Annotated in this window: 19 protein-coding genes; 4 read left to right on the top strand and 15 right to left on the bottom strand. The window is 64.4% G+C overall.

Going from position 1 to position 18,174, the window contains the following annotated elements:
• Positions 1-49: 49 nt before the first annotated feature.
• From ABE528_RS18805 to gshB, 15 genes are all read right to left on the bottom strand, one after another.
• Entirely contained in the window at positions 50-664 is a 615-nt protein-coding gene (locus ABE528_RS18805; protein WP_152955621.1) for a TetR/AcrR family transcriptional regulator, read from the bottom strand.
• Between the two features lie 13 nt (positions 665-677).
• Positions 678-2,360, bottom strand: coding sequence for a class II poly(R)-hydroxyalkanoic acid synthase (gene phaC / locus ABE528_RS18800; RefSeq protein ID WP_152955622.1), 1,683 nt, complete (start codon positions 2,358-2,360; stop codon positions 678-680).
• Positions 2,361-2,428: 68 nt separating this feature from the next.
• Complete coding sequence (gene phaZ, locus ABE528_RS18795) at positions 2,429-3,280, bottom strand: poly(3-hydroxyalkanoate) depolymerase (RefSeq protein ID WP_060509739.1); 852 nt, start codon at positions 3,278-3,280, stop codon at positions 2,429-2,431.
• A 63-nt stretch (positions 3,281-3,343) separates the two neighbouring features.
• Positions 3,344-5,023: a class II poly(R)-hydroxyalkanoic acid synthase gene (gene phaC, locus ABE528_RS18790; protein ID WP_346653754.1), complete on the bottom strand. Its 1,680-nt coding sequence runs from the start codon at positions 5,021-5,023 to the stop codon at positions 3,344-3,346.
• 353 nt (positions 5,024-5,376) lie between these two features.
• Positions 5,377-5,754 carry a DUF971 domain-containing protein gene (locus tag ABE528_RS18785; protein ID WP_103445993.1) on the bottom strand — a complete coding sequence of 126 codons (378 nt, stop codon included), beginning with the start codon at positions 5,752-5,754 and terminating at the stop codon, positions 5,377-5,379.
• Positions 5,755-5,840: 86 nt separating this feature from the next.
• The gene (gene hslU / locus ABE528_RS18780; RefSeq protein ID WP_346653753.1) at positions 5,841-7,184 is read right to left on the bottom strand and encodes an ATP-dependent protease ATPase subunit HslU; all 1,344 of its coding nucleotides are present in this window, start codon (positions 7,182-7,184) and stop codon (positions 5,841-5,843) included.
• 74 nt (positions 7,185-7,258) lie between these two features.
• Entirely contained in the window at positions 7,259-7,789 is a 531-nt protein-coding gene (gene hslV, locus ABE528_RS18775; protein ID WP_027920652.1) for an ATP-dependent protease subunit HslV, read from the bottom strand.
• A 166-nt stretch (positions 7,790-7,955) separates the two neighbouring features.
• Positions 7,956-9,227: a dihydroorotase gene (locus tag ABE528_RS18770; protein WP_346653752.1), complete on the bottom strand. Its 1,272-nt coding sequence runs from the start codon at positions 9,225-9,227 to the stop codon at positions 7,956-7,958.
• Complete coding sequence (locus tag ABE528_RS18765) at positions 9,224-10,228, bottom strand: aspartate carbamoyltransferase catalytic subunit (RefSeq protein WP_152955624.1); 1,005 nt, start codon at positions 10,226-10,228, stop codon at positions 9,224-9,226. Before ABE528_RS18765 ends, ABE528_RS18770 begins: the two co-directional genes overlap by 4 nt.
• Positions 10,229-10,241: 13 nt before the next feature.
• Positions 10,242-10,760: a bifunctional pyr operon transcriptional regulator/uracil phosphoribosyltransferase PyrR gene (pyrR, locus tag ABE528_RS18760; protein ID WP_152955625.1), complete on the bottom strand. Its 519-nt coding sequence runs from the start codon at positions 10,758-10,760 to the stop codon at positions 10,242-10,244.
• 60 nt (positions 10,761-10,820) lie between these two features.
• The gene (gene ruvX / locus ABE528_RS18755) at positions 10,821-11,246 is read right to left on the bottom strand and encodes a Holliday junction resolvase RuvX (RefSeq protein ID WP_346653751.1); all 426 of its coding nucleotides are present in this window, start codon (positions 11,244-11,246) and stop codon (positions 10,821-10,823) included.
• The gene (locus tag ABE528_RS18750; RefSeq protein WP_152955627.1) at positions 11,246-11,815 is read right to left on the bottom strand and encodes a YqgE/AlgH family protein; all 570 of its coding nucleotides are present in this window, start codon (positions 11,813-11,815) and stop codon (positions 11,246-11,248) included. The genes ruvX and ABE528_RS18750 overlap by 1 nt, the downstream gene beginning before the upstream one ends.
• A 138-nt stretch (positions 11,816-11,953) precedes the next feature.
• The gene (locus ABE528_RS18745) at positions 11,954-12,496 is read right to left on the bottom strand and encodes a hypothetical protein (RefSeq protein ID WP_346653750.1); all 543 of its coding nucleotides are present in this window, start codon (positions 12,494-12,496) and stop codon (positions 11,954-11,956) included.
• 92 nt (positions 12,497-12,588) lie between these two features.
• Positions 12,589-13,494: an energy transducer TonB gene (locus ABE528_RS18740; protein WP_346653749.1), complete on the bottom strand. Its 906-nt coding sequence runs from the start codon at positions 13,492-13,494 to the stop codon at positions 12,589-12,591.
• Between the two features lie 91 nt (positions 13,495-13,585).
• The gene (gene gshB, locus ABE528_RS18735; protein ID WP_346653748.1) at positions 13,586-14,539 is read right to left on the bottom strand and encodes a glutathione synthase; all 954 of its coding nucleotides are present in this window, start codon (positions 14,537-14,539) and stop codon (positions 13,586-13,588) included.
• A 196-nt stretch (positions 14,540-14,735) separates the two neighbouring features.
• Here gshB and ABE528_RS18730 point away from each other — a divergent pair, with 196 nt between their 5' ends.
• Genes ABE528_RS18730 through ABE528_RS18715 form a run of 4 tightly spaced genes read left to right on the top strand, consistent with a single transcriptional unit; the run spans position 14,736 to position 18,172 of the window.
• Positions 14,736-15,137 (top strand): response regulator, encoded by a 402-nt coding sequence (locus ABE528_RS18730; RefSeq protein ID WP_027920659.1) that lies wholly within the window; start codon positions 14,736-14,738, stop codon positions 15,135-15,137.
• A 46-nt stretch (positions 15,138-15,183) separates the two neighbouring features.
• Entirely contained in the window at positions 15,184-15,549 is a 366-nt protein-coding gene (pilH, locus tag ABE528_RS18725; protein WP_152955631.1) for a twitching motility response regulator PilH, read from the top strand.
• On the top strand, positions 15,546-16,100 hold the full coding sequence (locus ABE528_RS18720; RefSeq protein WP_152955632.1) for a chemotaxis protein CheW: 555 nt from the start codon (positions 15,546-15,548) through the stop codon (positions 16,098-16,100). Before pilH ends, ABE528_RS18720 begins: the two co-directional genes overlap by 4 nt.
• A gap of 47 nt (positions 16,101-16,147) precedes the next feature.
• The gene (locus tag ABE528_RS18715) at positions 16,148-18,172 is read left to right on the top strand and encodes a methyl-accepting chemotaxis protein (protein ID WP_152955687.1); all 2,025 of its coding nucleotides are present in this window, start codon (positions 16,148-16,150) and stop codon (positions 18,170-18,172) included.
• Positions 18,173-18,174 lie beyond the last annotated feature (2 nt).

Below are 18,174 nucleotides of genomic sequence, written 5' to 3'. Positions count from 1 at the left end.
CGGGCTTGCCCGCGAAGGCGTCGGCTGCAGCAATGCATCTCCTACCGGCTTACCCCTCGAGATACCTCACCGCCAATTCCTCTGCAGCCGCCCGCGCCTGCACCTCCAGGTGTGGCGCCACCAGCATCATCACCTGGTACACCACAATCCCCACATCCCCTTCGCGCCCCAGCACCCGCTGGTAATCCAACGAGAACATCAGGGTCAGGGTGATCTGCTCCACCAGTTGCCCCAGCGCCTGGGTCTCGCTCAGCACCAACCCCTGTCTCTTGAGGCTGGCCAGCAAGGCCGCCAGCGTACGCTTGAGCGCATTGATCAGGCTGCGCATGCCCCGCGCCAGCTTTGGCAGGCGCCCGGTCAGGTTGGACAGGTCCTGGAACAGAAACCGGTACTGGGCCATGCGCTCGACAATCAGGTGCAGGAACAGCCAGTAGTCCTCGGCCTCCAGGCGCACCTCCAGCGGTGGGTCGAGTAACGGTATCAGCGCTTCCTCGAAGCGGTCGAACAACCCGTGAATCAGAGGCTCCTTGCCGTGGAAGTGGTAATACAGGTTGCCTGGGCTGATGCCCAGTTCGTTGGCGATCTCCAGGGTCGAGACATTGGGTTCGCCCTGCGAGTTGAACAGCTGCAGGGCGCATTCGAGGATACGGTCGCGGGTCTTCATCCAGTCGTGGTGCTCATCGGGTCAGGACATAGGTGCCTGGCGCAGGGCCCAGCGGTGGATAGGTGGCGTTACCCAGCTCCGTGCGTGGCGCCTTGAGCGGGCCGGAGCGCGGCGTGATCCACTCCAGCCACAATGGCCACCAGCTGCCATCGCGGCGCTGCGCGTCATGGAACCAGGCGCGCGGGTCGCTCGATAGCTTGGGGTTTTCCAGGTAGTACGCCTTGGGGTTGCCGGGCGGGTTGATGATGCTCTGGATGTGCCCGCTGTTGGCCAGCACGAACTGCCGGTCGCCACCGAGCAGCAAGGCCGAGCGGTATACCGCGTCCCACGGGGTGATGTGGTCGTTGCTGCCCGCCACGGTGAAGCTGTCGAGGTCGACCTGCTTGAGATCGATCGGTGTGCCGCACACTTCCAGGCCTGCGGCGCGGGTCAACGGGTTGACCTTGAAGAAATCCAGCAGGTCGCCATGCAGGGCTGCCGGCAGGCGTGTGCTGTCGGCGTTCCAGTAAAGAATGTCGAAGGCCGGCGGTGTCTTGCCGAGCAGGTAGTTGTTGACCCAGTAGTTCCAGATCAGGTCGTTGGGCCGCATCCAGGCGAAGATCCGCGCCACCTCGCCACCGTCCAGCACGCCGCGCTGGTACGAGCGCCGCTTGGCCGCCTCGATGGTCTGTTCGTCGGCGAACAGGCTGGCGGGGCTGTCGAACTTGCTGTCGAGCAGGCTGACCAGGTAGGTAGCGCTGCGGACCCGGCGCAGCTGGTGCTTGGCCTGCAGGTGGCCCTGCAGCGCGGCCATGGTCAGGCCCCCGGCGCAGGCGCCCATCAGGTTCGGGTCACGGTTGCCGCTGATGCTGCGGCAGGCGTTGAGCGCTTCTTCCAGCGCTTGTACATAGCTCGACAGGCCCCACTCACGGTGGCGTGGGTCAGGGTTGCGCCAGCTGACCATGAACACCTGCAAGCCGTTCTTCAGCATGTACTGGACGAAGCTGTTGGTCGGTTGCATGTCGAAGATGTAGAACTTGTTGATCTGTGGCGGCACCACCAGCACGGGCCGGGCATGCTGTTTTTCACTCATCGGCTTGTACTGGATGAGCTCCAGCTGCTCGTTGCGCAGCACCACGGCGCCGGGGGTGGCGGCCAGATTGCCGCCGACTTCGAAGGCGCGCTCATCCACCTGGCGCGGCAGGCCGTCGTTGTGGCGTAAATCATCGAGCAGGTGGGCGACACCGCGCACCAGGCTCTGCCCACCGGTGTTGAACAGTTCCTTGACCGCCAATGGGTTGAGCAGCGAGTTGCTCGGTGCCAGGGCATCGTTGATCAGGTTGAACAGAAAATGCGCACGGGCCCGGTCATCGTCATCCAGGTGGCTTTCCTCGATCCACAGGCGGGTCTGTTTCTGCCAGGCCAGGTAGGCCTGCAGGCCACGCCGGTAGAACGGGTTCTGGCTCCACGTCGGATCGCTGAAACGTGCATCACGCGCGCTCGGCTGGTAAGGCGTGTCGCCGAGCATCACCCGGCCCAGCTGGCCGCTCAAGGCCAGCAGGTGGCGAGCGGTGTGCAACGGGTTGCGCAGGCCGTGGCGGCCAACGCTGCGCAAGGTGGAAATCAGGTCGCGACCGCGCACGCCGAGGATGGCGTTCTGCACGTTCATGCTGGTGGCGGGGAGCGTTGACGTTCCTTTGGCCGGTTTTTCTTTCATGGCAACAACTCCCTTGTCAGGCCACGGTCATACTCATCAGTCGTGCTCGTGCAACAGCAAGCAACAATTCAGCCACCAGAGGCCGGACTGGGGTGCATGACCGCGCGCTGACGTTCTTGCTGGAGAAACTTCATGATGATGGGGGCGACGGCCTCGGCCCGGGTGATCAGGAACAGATGACCGTCGTCGATAATGTGTAGCTGGGCATTGGGAATTCGCCAGGCCAGCAGGCGCATGTTGATCAGCGGGATCAGCGGGTCGTCGTCGCCGGCCAGCACCAGGGTCGGCTGCTGGATCTTGTGCAGCCAGTGAATGCTGGTCCAGCCAAGGCCGGCGAACAGTTGCCAGTAGTAGCCCAGCTTGCCACCGGAACGCACCTTGGCCGCGTGGTGCATGGCCAGGTCCGGGTCGCGGCGAAAACCGCCGCCATAGATCAGCGGTGCGATGCGGATGACGTGCGATGGCTGCACGTAGCGCCTGGGGCTTGCCATCATCCACAGCACCTTGGGCTTGCCCGGGACCATCACCGCGCCCGCAGCGGTGGCTGCCAGCACCAGCTTCTTGCAGCGCTCGGGGTAGTCGTGGGCGAACTGCTGGGCCAGGGCGCCACCCCAGGACACGCCGATGACATTGACCTGGCCGTAGTCCAGGTAGTCGAGCATGCGCGCGGTCAGCTTGGCCAGGCCAGGGAAGCGGTACGGGTGGCGCGGAGTGGACGAGCCGCCCACGCCGGGTACGTCGAAGGCGATGACTTCCAGGTCCGGGTCCAGTGCCTCGATGAACGGGAACACCAGCTCCAGGTTGGCGCCTATGCCGTTGAAGATCAGCAGCGGCGTCAGGTGCGGCTTGCCCGGGCGCACCGCGGTACGGATGGATTGGTCGTCCAGCTCGACGGTGCGGAATATGTAGGGTAGCGGCATGCACGTGGCTCTGTGGCTTGAAAATGTACCGTGGCACGCTCCAAGCGGCCACGGCATTGCGACTCAACGCTCGTGGACGTAGGTCCCCGGTGCAGCCTCGCCGGCGGCATAGGCACGGTTGCCCAGGCGCGTCGGTGCCTTCTTCAGGTCGCCAGCGCGCTCGCCCAGCCAGGTCTGCCAGTGCAGCCACCAGGAGTCGGCATGCTTTTCGGCGTTATCCTGCCAGGCCACCGGGTCGCCCGGGCGGTCGGCGCCGGTCATGAAGCGGGCCTTGGGGTTGCCTGGCGGGTTGAGGATGCTCTGGATGTGGCCGCTGTTGGACAGCACGAACTCGATCTTGCCGCCGAACAGGTGCGCCGAGCGATAGCACGATTGCCACGGGGTGATGTGGTCGGAGGTACCAGCGACGCTGAAGATGTCGCACTGGACGTTCTTCAGGTTGATGGGCGTGCCGCACACTTCCAGGGCGTCCGGGCGGGTCAGCGGGTTGTTCTTGAACATCTCGATCAGGTCGCCATGGAAAGCGGCCGGCAGGCGCGTGGTGTCGTTGTTCCAGAACAGGATGTCGAATACCGGTGGCTCATTACCGAGCAGGTAGTTGTTGACCCAGTAGTTCCAGATCAGGTCGTTGGGGCGCATCCAGGCGAACACCTTGGCCATGTCGCTGCCTTCGAGCACCCCGGACTGGTAGGAGTGGCGCTTGGCCGCTTCGAGCGTCTGCTCGTCGACGAACAGCGCGACCTGGGTGTCCATGGTGGTGTCCAGCACACTGACCAGCAGGGTCAGGGCATTGACCTTCTGCTCACCCAGCGCGGCGTAGTGGCCGACCAGGGCGGTGCAGGTGATGCCGCCGGAGCAGGCGCCGAGCATGTTCAGGTCTTTGCTGCCGGTGATTGCCAGCACCGCGTCGACCGCTTCCTTCAAGGCATCGATGTAGGTCGACAGGCCCCACTCGCGCTGGGTCTTGGTCGGGTTGCGCCAGCTGATGATGAAGGTCTGCTGCTGCGAGCGCAGGCAGAAGCGCGCCAGGCTCTTTTCCGGGCTCAGGTCGAAGACGTAGAACTTGTTGATCTGCGGGGGGACAACCAGCAGCGGGCGGGCATGCACCTGCTCGGTGATGGGGCTGTACTGGATCAGCTCCAGCACATCGTTGCGGTAGACCACGGCGCCTTCGCTGGTGCCGAGGTTCTTGCCGACCTCGAACGCGTCCATGTTCACCTGGCTGGGCATGCCACCGTTGTTGACCACATCCTTGGCCAGGTTGGACAGACCGTCCAGCAGGCTCTTGCCGCCGGTTTCAAAGAAGCGCTTGACCGCCGCCGGGTTGGACAGGGTGTTGGTCGGTGCCATGGCTTCGGTCATCAGGTTGATGACGAACTGGCCGCGGGCGATGTCCTGGGGCGACAGGTCACTGTTGCCGATCCACTCCTGCAGCTCCTTGCGCCAGGCCAGGTAGGTTTGCAGGTAGCGGCGGTAAAGCGGGTTCTTGCTCCAGGCCGGGTCCTGGAAGCGACGGTCGTCACCTTCCGGGGCGAGGCTGGACTTGCCCAGCAGCACGTTCTTCAGCTCCAGGCCGAAGTGCGCCACATGCTTGGCACTGTGCAGCGGCTGGCGCACGGCCTGACGCAGCACGGTACGCGCAGAGCTCAGCAGGTCCTTGCGGCGGATGCCGATGACCGGGTTCAGCCCCAGGGTGTTTTCCGAGGCTTGCCGCTGCAACTCATCGTTGTTCTTGTTACTCATCTACGACGCTCCGTTGTCCTGAGACGAGTACCGGATTGCTGTGGCGCAATGCACAGCGGACAGCCCGGTACTGCTACTCGGGTGACCAGTGATAAGGAACAGCGGTGCTGCGGGCCGGATGCATTCGGCGATGAGCTGCGGGGGATTCTGCGTGTGAAGACAGCCTGCTTTCGCTCGCGACCTCTACATACCGACCAGTGCCTGATTGCCTTCAAGGCGATGCAGGGAACTTGCCAGCTCCATTGGTTACCCGACTTTCATGTAATGCGCAAGACAGCCCGTTTAAGAGTTGTCTGTAAGGCATTCAAACAGATGAGATTAGAAAATGCGCTCTAAAGCCTGGAAGGCTTGCGCTAGAGCATTAGTTTGACCACTGATTCGGCCGGGTCGCGGGACTTGCCGGCCTTGTGCAGTTCATCGAGGTACTCGGCCCACAACTGCTCCTGGCGCAGGCACAGTTGTTCGAGGTACTCCCAGGTGAACAGGCCGCTGTCATGGCCGTCGTCGAAGGTCAGTTTCAGTGCATATTGGCCGGCAGGCTCCAGGCCGATGAGGCCGACGTTGATCTTGCCGAATTGCAGGATGGGGTTGCCGTGGCCTTGAACCTCGGCGGAGGGGGAGTGCACCCGCAGGAATTCGGCGGGCAGCTGGTAGACCTCGCCGGGGGCGTAGGTGAGGCTGAGGGTCTTGGAGGCTTTGTGCAGGTTGATGGCGGTGGGCAGGCGGGCCATGGTCTGAATCTCTCGGGAGCTGATGGTGCAAGCTTCGAGTGATTCAGGCCATTGTGCAAGGGGCCGCGAAGCGGCCCCGTGCGGTGTTACAGGATGTAGCGCGACAGGTCTTCGTTCTGCGCCAGCTCACCCAGGTGGCCGTTCACATACGCGGCATCGATTTGGATCGGTGCTTCGTCGTGGGTGCTGGCCAGGTCACCGGCACTGAACGATACCTCTTCGAGCAGGCGCTCAAGCAGGGTGTGCAGGCGGCGGGCACCGATGTTCTCGGTCTTCTCGTTCACCTGATAGGCAATTTCGGCCAGGCGTTTGATACCGTCGGCGGCGAACTCGATGTTCAGGCCTTCGGTCTTGAGCAGCGCACTGTATTGCTCGGTCAGCGACGCGTGCGGCTCCTTCAGGATGCGCTCGAAATCTTCCGGGGTCAGCGCCTTGAGCTCGACACGGATCGGCAGGCGACCTTGCAGCTCTGGCACCAGGTCGCTCGGCTTGCTCAGGTGGAACGCACCGGAGGCGATGAACAGGATGTGGTCGGTCTTGACCATGCCCAGCTTGGTGTTGACGGTGCAGCCTTCGATCAGCGGCAGCAGGTCGCGCTGCACACCTTCACGGGATACATCGGCGCCGCCGACGTTGCCGCGCTTGGCCACCTTGTCGATCTCGTCGATGAACACGATGCCGTGCTGCTCGACCGCTTCCAGGGCCTTGCCCTTGAGCTCTTCCTCGTTGACCAGGCGGCTGGCTTCTTCGTCGCGCACCATCTTCAGTGCTTCCTTGACCTTCAGCTTGCGGGTCTTGCGCTTGCCCTTGCCCATGTTGGCGAACAGGCTCTGCAGCTGGTTGGTCATCTCTTCCATGCCGGGTGGCGCGGCAATTTCGACGCCCATGTTCTCGGCCACTTCGATCTCGATTTCCTTGTCGTCCAGCTGGCCTTCGCGCAGGCGCTTGCGGAACAGCTGACGGGTGTTGGAATCGGTGCTGGTCTGCGCGGCTTCTTCGCTGAAGCTGCTGACCCGCGCCTGCGGTAGCAGGGCGTCGAGGATGCGGTCTTCGGCGGCGTCTTCGGCGCGGTGGCGCACGCGAACGATCTCTTGCTCACGCAGCATTTTCAGCGCGGCATCGGCCAGGTCACGGATGATCGACTCGACATCGCGGCCGACATAGCCCACTTCGGTGAACTTGGTGGCTTCGACCTTGAGGAACGGTGCGTTGGCCAGCTTGGCCAGGCGGCGGGCGATCTCGGTCTTGCCGACGCCGGTAGGGCCGATCATCAGGATGTTCTTCGGCGTCACCTCGGCACGCAGCTCGGCAGGGAGCTGCATCCGCCGCCAGCGGTTGCGCAGGGCGATGGCGACGGCGCGCTTGGCGTCGTCCTGGCCGATGATGTGACGGTTGAGTTCGTGGACGATCTCGCGGGGGGTCATGGACATGATGAAAATGGTCCTCGAGCGGAGTAGGTCAGCGTGGAAAAGTCCCGCTACGAGCGGGACGCCAGAACAGCTGATTACTCGGCCAGGTCCTGCTCCTCGATGGTCAGGTTGTGGTTGGTGAACACGCAGATGTCACCGGCGATGTTCAGGGCAGCCTCGGTGATTTCCCGGGCCGACAGGTCGGTCTTGTTCAGCAGGGCGCGGGCTGCGGCCTGGGCATAGCCACCACCGGAACCCATGGCGATCAGGCCGTCTTCCGGCTCGACCACGTCACCGTTGCCGGTGATGATCAGCGATGCGTCCTTGTTGGCCACCGCCAGCATGGCTTCCAGGCGGCTCAGGGAGCGGTCGGTACGCCATTCCTTGGCCAACTCGACGGCGGCACGCACCAGGTGGCCAGAGTGTTTCTGCAGCTGGGCTTCGAAGCGTTCGAACAGGGTGAAGGCGTCGGCGGTGGCACCGGCGAAACCGGCGATCACTTCACCGTTGTACAGGCGACGGACTTTCTTGGCGTTGCCTTTCATCACGGTGTTGCCGAGGGATACCTGGCCGTCGCCGCCCATGACGACTTTGCCGTTACGGCGGACAGAAACGATGGTGGTCAAGGGGAGAGTCTCCACGCAGCGGGGCAAAATTGCCTGATGCAGACTCATATGGGGGGAGGGGGAAAGAGTTTCAAGCTTCAAGCCACAAGCGACAAGAAAAAGCCGATCGGTGGATGACCGGCCGGCTTCTTCTTGAGGCTTGCAGCTTGTAGCTTGCAGCTAGCCGTCAGGCCTCGTGGCAGACATGCCCATCGACCAAGGTATAACGCACGGCAGCCGGCAGGCAGTGGCCGATGAACGGGCAATTGTCGCCGCGCGACAGCCATTGTTCACCGGCAATCGTCGAGGCCTTGGCGTCGAACAGCACCAGGTCGGCGGCGCCGCCGACCTTCAGCTCACCGGCCGGCAGGCGCATGGCCTTGGCCGGGCCGCTGCTCAGGCGGGCGAGCAGGGTCGGCAGGTCGAGCAGGCCGTCCTCGACCAGGGTCATGGCCAGCGGCAGCAGCAGTTCGACGCTGCTGATACCCGGCTCGGTGGCGCCGAACGGGGCCAGCTTGGCATCACGCTCGTGGGGCTGGTGGTGGCTGGAGATCGCCTGGATCACTCCCGATTTCACCGCCGCGCGCAGGCCGTCGCGGTCGGCGGCGGTGCGCAGTGGCGGCTGCACGTGGTACAGGCTGGAGAACTCACGCAGCGACTGGTCGGTGAGGATCAGCTGATACAGCGCCACGTCGGCCGTGACTGGCAGGCCCAGCTGCTGGGCCTGCTCGATCAGCCGTGCGCCACGGGCGCTGGTGATCTGGGTGAAGTGCGCACGCACGCCGGTCTGTTCCACCAGCAGCAGGTTGCGCGCCAGGGCCACGGTCTCGGCGGTCTCGGGGATGCCGGGCAGGCCAAGGAAGCTGGCCATGGCGCCTTCGTGGGCCAGACCGCCCTGGGCCAGGTCGCGGTCCTGGGAGTGGAACACCACGGTCAGGTCGAAGGTGGCGGCGTACTCCAGGGCACGGGCCAGGGTACGGTTGTTGGGAATTTCCTTCAGGCCGTTGCCGAAGGCCACGCAACCGGTGTCGCGCAGGGCAACCAGTTCGGCCAGTTGCTCGCCCTCCAGGCCCTTGGTCAGGGCGCCGATCGGGTAGACCTTGCTGTTGGCCGCTTCGCGGGCACGGTCGAGGATCAGTTCGGCCACTGCCGAGGTGTCCAGCACCGGCTTGGTCTGCGGTGGGCAGCACAGGCTGGTGACACCACCGGCCACGGCGGCGCGGGTTTCACTGGCGATGGAGCCCTTGCGGCTATAGCCCGGCTCGCGCAGCGAGACGCCGAGGTCGACCAGGCCGGGCGCGGCGATCAGGCCGTCAGCTGCGATCGTGCGGCTGGCGCTGAAGCCGGCCGGGGCGGCGCCGATGGCAGCGATGCGGCCGCCGTCCAGGTGCAGGTCGCTGACCTGGTCCAGGCCGCTGACAGGGTCGATGACCCGGGCGCCAAGAATGCTGAGGGTCACTGGGCGTTCTCCTGGTCGAATTGACGTTGCGCGTTCTGCCCGCTCATGGCCATGGACAGCACGGCCATGCGCACGGCGATGCCGTAGGTGACCTGGTTGAGAATCACCGAGTGTTTGCCGTCGGCTACTGCTGATTCGATCTCCACACCGCGGTTGATCGGGCCTGGGTGCATGACGATGGCGTCGGGCTTGGCGCCGGCCAGGCGTGCGGTGGTCAGGCCGAACAGGCGGTAGAACTCGCCTTCGCTGGGCAACAGGCCACCGGCCATGCGCTCGCGCTGCAAGCGCAGCATGATCACCACGTCGACGTCCTTGAGGCCTTCGGCGAGGTCGGTGTAGACCTTCACGCCGTACTGCTCGATACCGATCGGGATCAGGGTTTTCGGGCCGATCACCCGGATGTCCGGGCAGCCCAGCGCTTTCAGCGCGAGCATGTCGGAGCGGGCCACGCGCGAGTGCAGGATGTCGCCGACGATCGCCACCGAGAGGTTCTCGAAGTTGCCCTTGTGGCGGCGGATGGTCAGCATGTCGAGCATGCCCTGGGTCGGGTGCGCATGGCGGCCGTCACCGCCGTTGATCACGGCGACGTCCGGGCACACGTGCTCGGCGATGAAGTGCGCAGCGCCCGAGTCGGAGTGGCGCACGACGAACATGTCGGCAGCCATGGCTTCGAGGTTGCGCAGGGTGTCGAACAGGGTCTCGCCCTTGCTGGTCGAGGAGGTTGACACGTTCAGGCTGATCACATCGGCCGACAGGCGCTGGGCGGCCAGCTCGAAGGTGGTGCGGGTGCGGGTCGAGTTCTCGAAGAACACGTTGCACACGGTCTTGCCGCGCAGCAACGGGACTTTCTTCACGGCCCGGGCGCCGACTTCGAGGAACGAGTCGGCGGTGTCGAGGATCTCGGTGAGCAGTTCGCGGGGCAAACCGTCGAGCGAGAGGAAGTGGCGCAGCTGGCCCTGATCATTGAGCTGCAGCGGGCGCTTGGCGTCGATTGGCGTCATCGCGAGGGGACTCTTAAAGGGCGGAAGCGGTGGCGAGGTCCTGGCGCTCGAGGGCGAGCGGTGCGGGTCCGGTCAATTTTACCCGTTCATGGGCAGCCAGCGACAGGGTGGCGCCGAGCACATTGGGGCGGATTGGCAGTTCGCCGGCATCCAGGTCGAGCAGACAGACCAGGGTGACACTGGCCGGGCGGCCGTAATCGAACAGTTCATTGAGTGCCGCGCGAATGGTACGACCGCTCATCAGCACGTCGTCGATCAGCACCAGGTGCTGGCCCTCGACCTCGAATGGCAGCTCTGACGGGCGCACCTGCGGGTGCAGGCCGTTCTGGCTGAAGTCATCGCGATAGAACGACACGTCCAGGGTGCCGAGCGGGCTCTGGTCGGCCATTGCTTCCTGCAGGGCCTGGGCTACCCAGACGCCGCCGGTGCGGATGCCGATGAAGCGCGGCTCGGTGATGTTGCGGCGGGCCAGATGGGCGCCAAGGTCGACAGCCATCTGCCGGATCAGCTCGGCGGGATTGGGTAGGCTCATTGCGTATCTCCTGGGGGGCGCCGGGGGCGTTGTGATTGCCCCGACGCAAACGCGGAAAGATCAGGTATTGGCCTCCAGCCACCCTTGCAGCAGCAGGGCGGCGGCGATGGCGTCGACCGGGTTGTCACGGTAGCTGCCGCGCTGGCCGCCACGGGCCAGGCGCTCGCCTTTGGCCTCGAAGGTGGTCAGGCGTTCGTCGTGGGTGTGCACCGGCAAGTTGAAGCGGCCATTGAGGCGGCGGGCGAACTTTTCCGCGCGCTCGCTCATGTCGCTCGGCGTGCCGTCCATGTTCAGCGGCAGGCCGACGACGATGGCATCGGGCTTCCACTCGCTGATGAGCTTTTCCACCTGGGCCCAGTCCGGCACGCCGTTCTGCGCCTTCAGGGTGCACAGCTCGCGGGCCTGGCCGGTCACCACCTGGCCGACGGCGACGCCGATCTGTTTGGTGCCGTAGTCGAAGCCCAGCAGTAAACGCAGTTCGCTCATCAGGCGTGCCCCGCCTGGCTGGTCAGCAGGCTGAGGTTGATCCCCAGGCTGGCGGCGGCGGCGTCCAGGCGCAGGTCACTGGCCAGGCCGAAGATGATCTCTGGGTCGAATGGGCAGTTGAGCCAGGCGTTGTCGGCCAGTTCGGCTTCCAGTTGGCCTGCTTCCCAGCCGGCATAGCCGAGCGTGATGAGGCTTTGTTTTGGCCCTACCCCGGCGGCGATGGCCAGCAGCACGTCCTGCGAGGTGGTCAGTGACAGCCCTTCCAGGGCCACGGTGGCCTGGAAGCTGCATTCGCTGCTGTGCAGCACGAAACCACGGTCGGTCTGCACCGGGCCACCCTGGTAGATCGGCACCTGCAAGGTGCTGGCCGGCGGCAGTTCGTCTGGCCGCAACTGCTCGAGAATGTCGGCCAGGTTCAGCTCCTGCGGTCGGTTGACCACCAGGCCCATGGCGCCATTGGCGTTGTGCTCGACGATGTACGTGAGGGTCTGGGCGAAGTTCGGATCGGCCATGTGCGGCATGGCGATCAGGAACTGATGCTTGAGGTAGCTCGGGGTGAGGGTTTTCATGGGGGATAGTGTGGCGCCAGGTGGCGAGGCTGACAAGGTCCTGAAGCGGGGGCGGCTGCACAGCCCGGAAGTGGAGCCGATCCGCTTCCGGGCTGCGTCAGGGGGGCTGAATGGCACTTGTCCAGGCAGGCGGCTTGTCTAACGAGGCCCACTGATATTCGGGTCGGATGCAACCAGTTTGGTCACGTCAATTTTAAAGGTTATGCCCGCGCGATCTGTGAATTCGAACTTCGCTGTTGCATCGAGCGTGGTGATACCTGCGTGGGTCGAGGTCACGCGCTTGATGTCCATCGTTCCGCTGCCCCAGCTGTCTGCGCCGATTATCGCTTGGCCGCCGACGATCTTCCCCCGGCCGAAAAGGGCTGAATAGCTGCCGCTGGCGAAGGTATCGGTAATAGCGAACTTACCCGTATTAGGCGCTTGATCATGAATGAAGACGATGGCCTCCACTTCTTCTCCGGGTTTGAATACATCGCCTGGATAGAAAAAGAACGCGAGATAGGTTTTGCCATCGAGGTGGCATTGGCCAACAGAGCTACGGCGAACTGCGTCATCGATAGTCAGCTCGATGGTAATGTCGATGGGAATTTCAAGTACTGGCGCGGTTGACGTCACTTGCCAGTTACCTTGCTCTTCTCGCGTGACCTGCCAAGTTGCGTCGTTGCTTTTCGGGTGTTTCATGGCGCTCTTCCAAATCAGGAATGGAAGCGCAATTAGAGGGCGTTCGCGACGTGGGCGAAACTGGCAGAAATAACAGGTCGATGTCCACCGACTCAGTTACTGGACAAGCGGTCACCACGGGCAAACCGCCAGGTGCGGATGATCTCCAGCCGGTCGAACTCGGCCAGGTCGCCGGTAAACGGCGCAAAGGGTGCCGCCAGGCGCACGATGCGCTGGGCCGCCTGGTCCAGCACCGGCTGCCCGGACGACTCCAGCACCAGCACCTCGTACAGCGAGCCATCGCGGTTGATCGACACCATCATCCGCAAGTTGCCATAGATTTGCTGTCGACGTGCCTCGTCGGGGTAGTTGAGGTTACCCACCCGCTCGACTTTCTTGCGCCACTCTTCCTTGTACCAGGCGCCCTTGTCGCGCATGGTCGACGCCGCATTGAGGCGGTGAATCTTCGGGCGCTTGGCGTACATCTGCTGTTCGTTGGACAGTTCCGCTTCAAGGCTGGCGATCTGGCTCGACAATTGCGAACTGTCGAAGTCCGGGGTGGCTGCTGCCGGCTTGGGCTGCGGCTTGCTTTCCTTGGGCTTGGGCTCGACCTTCTGCACGTTCGTCGCCTTGGTCGCCACCGCGGATTTCTCCGGCACGGGCGGTGGTGTTACCTCCGGCTTGGCCGCAGGCGGCGGGGTGACTTTGTTGATCTTGCTGTCCTGGAACGGTGCCACCTCGGTGGTGGTCGGCACGGCCTTCTTCTCCAGGGTGCCGCTGCCCTGCTGATTGGCCTGGGCCTGGTAATCAGCCTTCTTCGGTGCCTTTTCGCTCTTGAAGGTGGCCAGGGTGATGTCCATGGTCTGGCGGATCTCGGCCGGTTTGACCACGGTAAAGCCCACTCCAAGGATCAGCGCCAGGTGCACCAGGGCAGCCAGGAACAGGGTAAAGCCAAGCCGGTCCACCGGGCGAACGCGCGGTGGCAGCAGGTCGGCAGGGATATCGGCAGGCAGCGTCATCAGGTATCCAGCAACCGCAGGGCGGGGCAGCAGCTCAGTCGAAAAGGACCGGCATCATACCCCACTCTGCGCATTTGCTCTGCGTCGGCGGTCAGCGCGCCTTGAGCTGGCGATCAATGGCATCCATCAGCTGGCCACCGATATCGGTGTTGTAGGCAGCGTCGATCTCGCGGATGCAGGTGGGGCTGGTGACGTTGATTTCGGTGAGGGAGTCGCCGATCACGTCCAGGCCAACGAACAGCAGGCCCTTTTCACGCAGGGTCGGGCCGACCTGGGCAGCGATCCAGCGGTCGCGCTCGGTCAGCGGGCGGGCTTCACCACGGCCACCGGCGGCCAGGTTGCCACGGGTTTCGCCACTGGCAGGAATACGGGCCAGGCAGTAGTCGACCGGCTCGCCGTCGATCATCAGGATGCGCTTGTCGCCGTCCACGATCTGCGGCAGGTATTCCTGGGCCATGATCTGCTGGTTACCGTGCTGGGTCAGGGTTTCGAGGATGACCGACAGGTTGGGGTCGTCCTTGCGGTGGCGGAATACCGACGCACCGCCCATGCCGTCCAGCGGCTTGAGGATCACATCGCCACGGCTCTCGGCGAACTCGCGCAGGATGTCGACGCGGCGGCTGACCAGGGTCGGCGCCATGCACTGCGGGAACTGGGTGGCGAACAGTTTTTCGTTGCAGTCGCGCAGGCTCTGCGGGCGGTTGACCACCAGCACACCTTCGCGCTCGGCCTGCTCCAGCAAGTAGGTGCTGTAGACGAATTCCATGTCGAAGGGGGGATCCTTGCGCATCAGGATCACGTCCAGCTCGGCCAGGGCACTGTCCTGCTCCTCACCCAGCTCGAACCAGTGCGCGGGGTCGGCGAAAACCTTCAGCGGGCGCATTTGCGCGCGGGCCTGGCCGGCACCCAGATAAAGGTCACGCTGCTCCATGTAGAACAGCTCCCAGCCGCGGGCCTGGGCGGCCAGCAGCATGGCCAGCGAGCTGTCCTTCTTGTAGGAGATGGACGCGATCGGGTCCATGACAATGCCGAGGCGAACGCTCATGGGGTGGTTCCTCTTGGCGGCCGGTGGCCGCGGTAAATCGAACGAAAAGTGGCTCAGGGTGGCGCTGTGAGCGCCGCGGGTCAAGGGGGCGGCAGATGGAACGGGCACCCGGAGTGTGCTAAAAATGCCCTCAGCTTCAAGCTGCAAGCCATCAGTGGCTTGCCGCCCACACAGTGCAGCGATGGTAGCGCAACTTATGGAACAGCCCCTGAAGGTGATGGTGATCGACGATTCCCGCACGATCCGCCGCACCGCGCAGATGTTGCTCGGCGAAGCGGGCTGCGAGGTGATCACCGCCAGTGACGGCTTCGATGCCCTGGCCAAGATCATCGACCACCAGCCACAGATCATCTTCGTCGACGTGCTGATGCCTCGTCTGGACGGTTATCAGACGTGTGCGGTGATCAAGCACAACAGTGCCTTCAAGGACATCCCGGTGATTCTCCTGTCGTCGCGCGATGGCCTGTTCGACAAGGCCCGCGGCCGGGTGGTCGGTTCCGACCAGTTCCTGACCAAACCATTCAGCAAGGAAGAACTGCTCGACGCAATCAGGGCCCATGTGCCCGGTTTCGCCGTGCCCGAACAACCCGCACCCTGACCGCGCCGCGCTGGCGCGGCCTTCAAACTCCTGATGGGGAAACAGCATGGCCCGAGTTCTGATTGTCGACGACTCGCCGACAGAGATGTACAGATTGACCGAATGGCTGGAAAAGCACGGTCACCAGGTGCTCAAGGCCAGCAACGGTGCCGACGGCGTGGCCCTGGCCCGCCAGGAAAAGCCCGATGCAGTGCTGATGGACATCGTCATGCCCGGCATGAACGGCTTCCAGGCAACCCGCCAGCTGAGCAAGGACCCGGAAACCAGCGCCATTCCCGTGGTGGTGGTGACCACCAAGGACCAGGAAACCGACCGTATCTGGGCCACGCGCCAGGGTGCCCGCGACTTCCTGACCAAGCCGGTGGATGAGGACGCGCTGATCGCCAAGCTCAAAGAAGTATTGGGCGCTTGACCACCCGCCCGCAGGGCGCGTCGCTGACCGCCTTCGAGCTGTTGCTGGACATCGACCGGCGCTGCCGCCTGCTGGTGGCCGACCAGCCGCCGCAGGACACGCGCCTGCAGCAATGGAGCGGCATCGGTTTTCGCATCGCCGGGCAGTGGTTCGTCGCCCCCATGGGCGAAGTCGCCGAGGTACTGCGCGAACCGCGCAGCAGCCGTGTGCCTGGCGTGCAGCCGTGGGTATGTGGGGTGGCCAACCTGCGCGGCCGCTTGTTGCCGGTGATGGACCTGAGCAGTTTCTTCGGCCTTGGCCCCGCTGCGCCAGGCAAGCAGCGGCGGGTGCTGGTGCTGGACCACGATGACCTGTTCGTCGGCCTGCTGGTCGACGAGGTGCTGGGCCTGCAGCATTTCGCCCTGAGCAGCCTGGAGCTGTCGCCGCCGCAACCGCTGTTGCGGGCTGCTGCGCGCTTCGTGCAGGGGCACTTCCCGCGGGAACGCAACTGGGCGATCTTCAGCCCCTTCGCCCTGGCCCAGGCGCCGGGCTTTCTTGACGTGGCGCTATAGGACTTTTGAACGTGAACAAGCCGGCCACACCCGTCGCCCCCGCCAGCATGACCCCACGCACGCGCAGCATCGTGCAGATCACCGTGCTGTTCGTGATCCTGATCCTGTCGATCATCCTGTTGTTCGCCAACTTCGCCTACCTCAACACCCAGGCCAATCACGACAAGCAGTACATCGGCCACGCCGGCGAGCTGCGGGTGTTGTCCCAGCGCATCGCCAAGAACGCCACCGAGGCTGCGGCGGGCAAGGCCCTGGCATTCAAACTGCTGTCGGATGCGCGCAACGATTTCGAGCGACGCTGGGGCTACCTGCGCGAGGGCGACAAGTCCACTGGCCTGCCAGCGGCACCGGCTGCGGTGCGCGATGAAATGGAAGCGGTGCGCCAGGATTGGGAAAACCTGCGCAAGAACACCGACACCATCCTGGCCAGTGAGCAGACTGTGCTGTCATTGCATCAGGTGGCGGCGACCCTTGCCGAAACCGTGCCGCAACTGCAGGTCGAGTACGAGAAAGTGGTCGAGATCCTGCTGCAGAGCGGTGCCCCGGCCAACCAGGTGGTGGTAGCCCAGCGCCAGCTGCTGCTGGCCGAGCGCATTCTCGGTTCGGTCAACACCGTGTTGGCCGGCGACGACGCGGCGGCGCAGGCCGCCGATGCCTTCGGCCGCGATGCCAGCCGCTTCGGCCAGGTGCTCGAGGGCATGCTGGGTGGCAACCCGGCGATCCAGGTGACCCGCGTCGAGGACGCTGACGCCCGCGCGCGCCTGGCGGAAATCGCCGAGCTGTTCCAGTTCGTGGCAGGTTCGGTCGATGAAATCCTCGAAACCTCGCCCGAGCTGTACCGCGTGCGCGAAGCGGCCGGCAACATTTTCAGCCTGTCGCAGACGCTGCTCGATGAAGCCTCGCACCTGGCCAACGGTTTCGAGAACCTGGCCAGCGGCCGCACCCTGGATACCGTCGGGGGTTATGCGCTGGGCCTGCTGGCGCTGGCTTCGATCATCCTGATCGGCCTGGTGATGGTCCGCACAACCCACCGCCAATTGCACGAAACCGCCGAAAAGAACGAACGCAACCAGCAGGCAATCATGCGCCTGCTTGATGAAATCGAAGAACTGGCCGACGGCGACCTGACCGTCACCGTGTCGGTGACCGAAGACTTCACCGGCGCCATCGCCGACTCGATCAACTACTCGGTCGACCAGCTGCGCGACCTGGTGGCCACCATCAACCACAGTGCCGAGCAGGTCGCCGCTGCCGTGCAGGACACGCAGAACACCGCGCGCCAGCTGGCCAAGGCCTCGGAGCACCAGGCCGCGCAGATCAGCGAGGCGTCCGAGGCGGTCGGCGACATGGTCGAGTCGATCGACCGGGTTTCTGCCCATGCCTATGAGTCGGCCAAGGTCGCCGAGCGCTCGGTGGCGATCGCCAACAAGGGCAACGAGGTGGTACACAACACCATCAACGGCATGGACAACATCCGCGAGCAGATCCAGGACACCGCCAAGCGGATCAAGCGCCTGGGCGAGTCTTCCCAGGAAATCGGCGACATCGTCAGCCTGATCGACGACATTGCCGACCAGACCAATATCCTCGCTCTCAATGCGGCGATTCAGGCCTCGCTGGCGGGTGAGGCCGGCCGCGGCTTTGCCGTGGTCGCTGATGAGGTGCAGCGCCTGGCCGAGCGCTCGTCCTCGGCGACCCGGCAGATCGAAGCGCTGGTGCGGACCATCCAGGCCGACACCAACGAGGCGGTGATCTCCATGGAGCAGACCACCGCCGAAGTGGTGCGCGGTGCGCGCCTGGCCCAGGATGCCGGGGTGGCGCTGGCCGAGATCGAAGGCGTATCGCAGAACCTCGCCGAACTTATCCACAGCATCTCTGATGCAGCCCAGTTGCAGACCTCTTCGGCGGGGCAGATTTCCCACACCATGGCGGTGATCCAGCAGATCACCGCGCAAACCTCCGCCGGCTCCAGCGCCACCGCCGACAGCATCCGCCACCTGGCGCGCATGGCCAGCGAGATGCGCCGCTCGGTTTCCGGTTTCACCCTGCCGGCGCCCGCCGAGCGAAGCTGAGG

The organism is Pseudomonas sp. TWI628 (assembly GCF_039673865.1).
Taxonomy (GTDB): domain Bacteria; phylum Pseudomonadota; class Gammaproteobacteria; order Pseudomonadales; family Pseudomonadaceae; genus Aquipseudomonas.
Note: the sequence above shows the minus strand (reverse complement) of the source record. Positions and strands in the feature narration are given on the sequence as shown.

Bases quoted from the DNA above. Each gene is read 5' to 3' on its own strand.
- ABE528_RS18765 (WP_152955624.1), bottom strand. From the start codon at position 10,228: ATGACGCCAATCGACGCCAAGCGCCCGCTGCAGCTCAATGATCAGGGC.
- ABE528_RS18805 (WP_152955621.1), bottom strand. From the start codon at position 664: ATGAAGACCCGCGACCGTATCCTCGAATGCGCCCTGCAGCTGTTCAAC.
- ABE528_RS18730 (WP_027920659.1), top strand. From the start codon at position 14,736: ATGGAACAGCCCCTGAAGGTGATGGTGATCGACGATTCCCGCACGATC.
- ABE528_RS18740 (WP_346653749.1), bottom strand. From the start codon at position 13,494: ATGACGCTGCCTGCCGATATCCCTGCCGACCTGCTGCCACCGCGCGTT.
- pyrR (WP_152955625.1), bottom strand. From the start codon at position 10,760: ATGAGCCTACCCAATCCCGCCGAGCTGATCCGGCAGATGGCTGTCGAC.
- hslU (WP_346653753.1), bottom strand. From the start codon at position 7,184: ATGTCCATGACCCCCCGCGAGATCGTCCACGAACTCAACCGTCACATC.
- gshB (WP_346653748.1), bottom strand. From the start codon at position 14,539: ATGAGCGTTCGCCTCGGCATTGTCATGGACCCGATCGCGTCCATCTCC.
- pilH (WP_152955631.1), top strand. From the start codon at position 15,184: ATGGCCCGAGTTCTGATTGTCGACGACTCGCCGACAGAGATGTACAGA.
- ruvX (WP_346653751.1), bottom strand. From the start codon at position 11,246: ATGAGCGAACTGCGTTTACTGCTGGGCTTCGACTACGGCACCAAACAG.
- phaC (WP_346653754.1), bottom strand. From the start codon at position 5,023: ATGAGTAACAAGAACAACGATGAGTTGCAGCGGCAAGCCTCGGAAAAC.
- ABE528_RS18715 (WP_152955687.1), top strand. From the start codon at position 16,148: ATGACCCCACGCACGCGCAGCATCGTGCAGATCACCGTGCTGTTCGTG.
- ABE528_RS18745 (WP_346653750.1), bottom strand. From the start codon at position 12,496: ATGAAACACCCGAAAAGCAACGACGCAACTTGGCAGGTCACGCGAGAA.
- ABE528_RS18785 (WP_103445993.1), bottom strand. From the start codon at position 5,754: ATGGCCCGCCTGCCCACCGCCATCAACCTGCACAAAGCCTCCAAGACC.
- phaZ (WP_060509739.1), bottom strand. From the start codon at position 3,280: ATGCCGCTACCCTACATATTCCGCACCGTCGAGCTGGACGACCAATCC.
- ABE528_RS18750 (WP_152955627.1), bottom strand. From the start codon at position 11,815: ATGAAAACCCTCACCCCGAGCTACCTCAAGCATCAGTTCCTGATCGCC.
- phaC (WP_152955622.1), bottom strand. From the start codon at position 2,360: ATGAAAGAAAAACCGGCCAAAGGAACGTCAACGCTCCCCGCCACCAGC.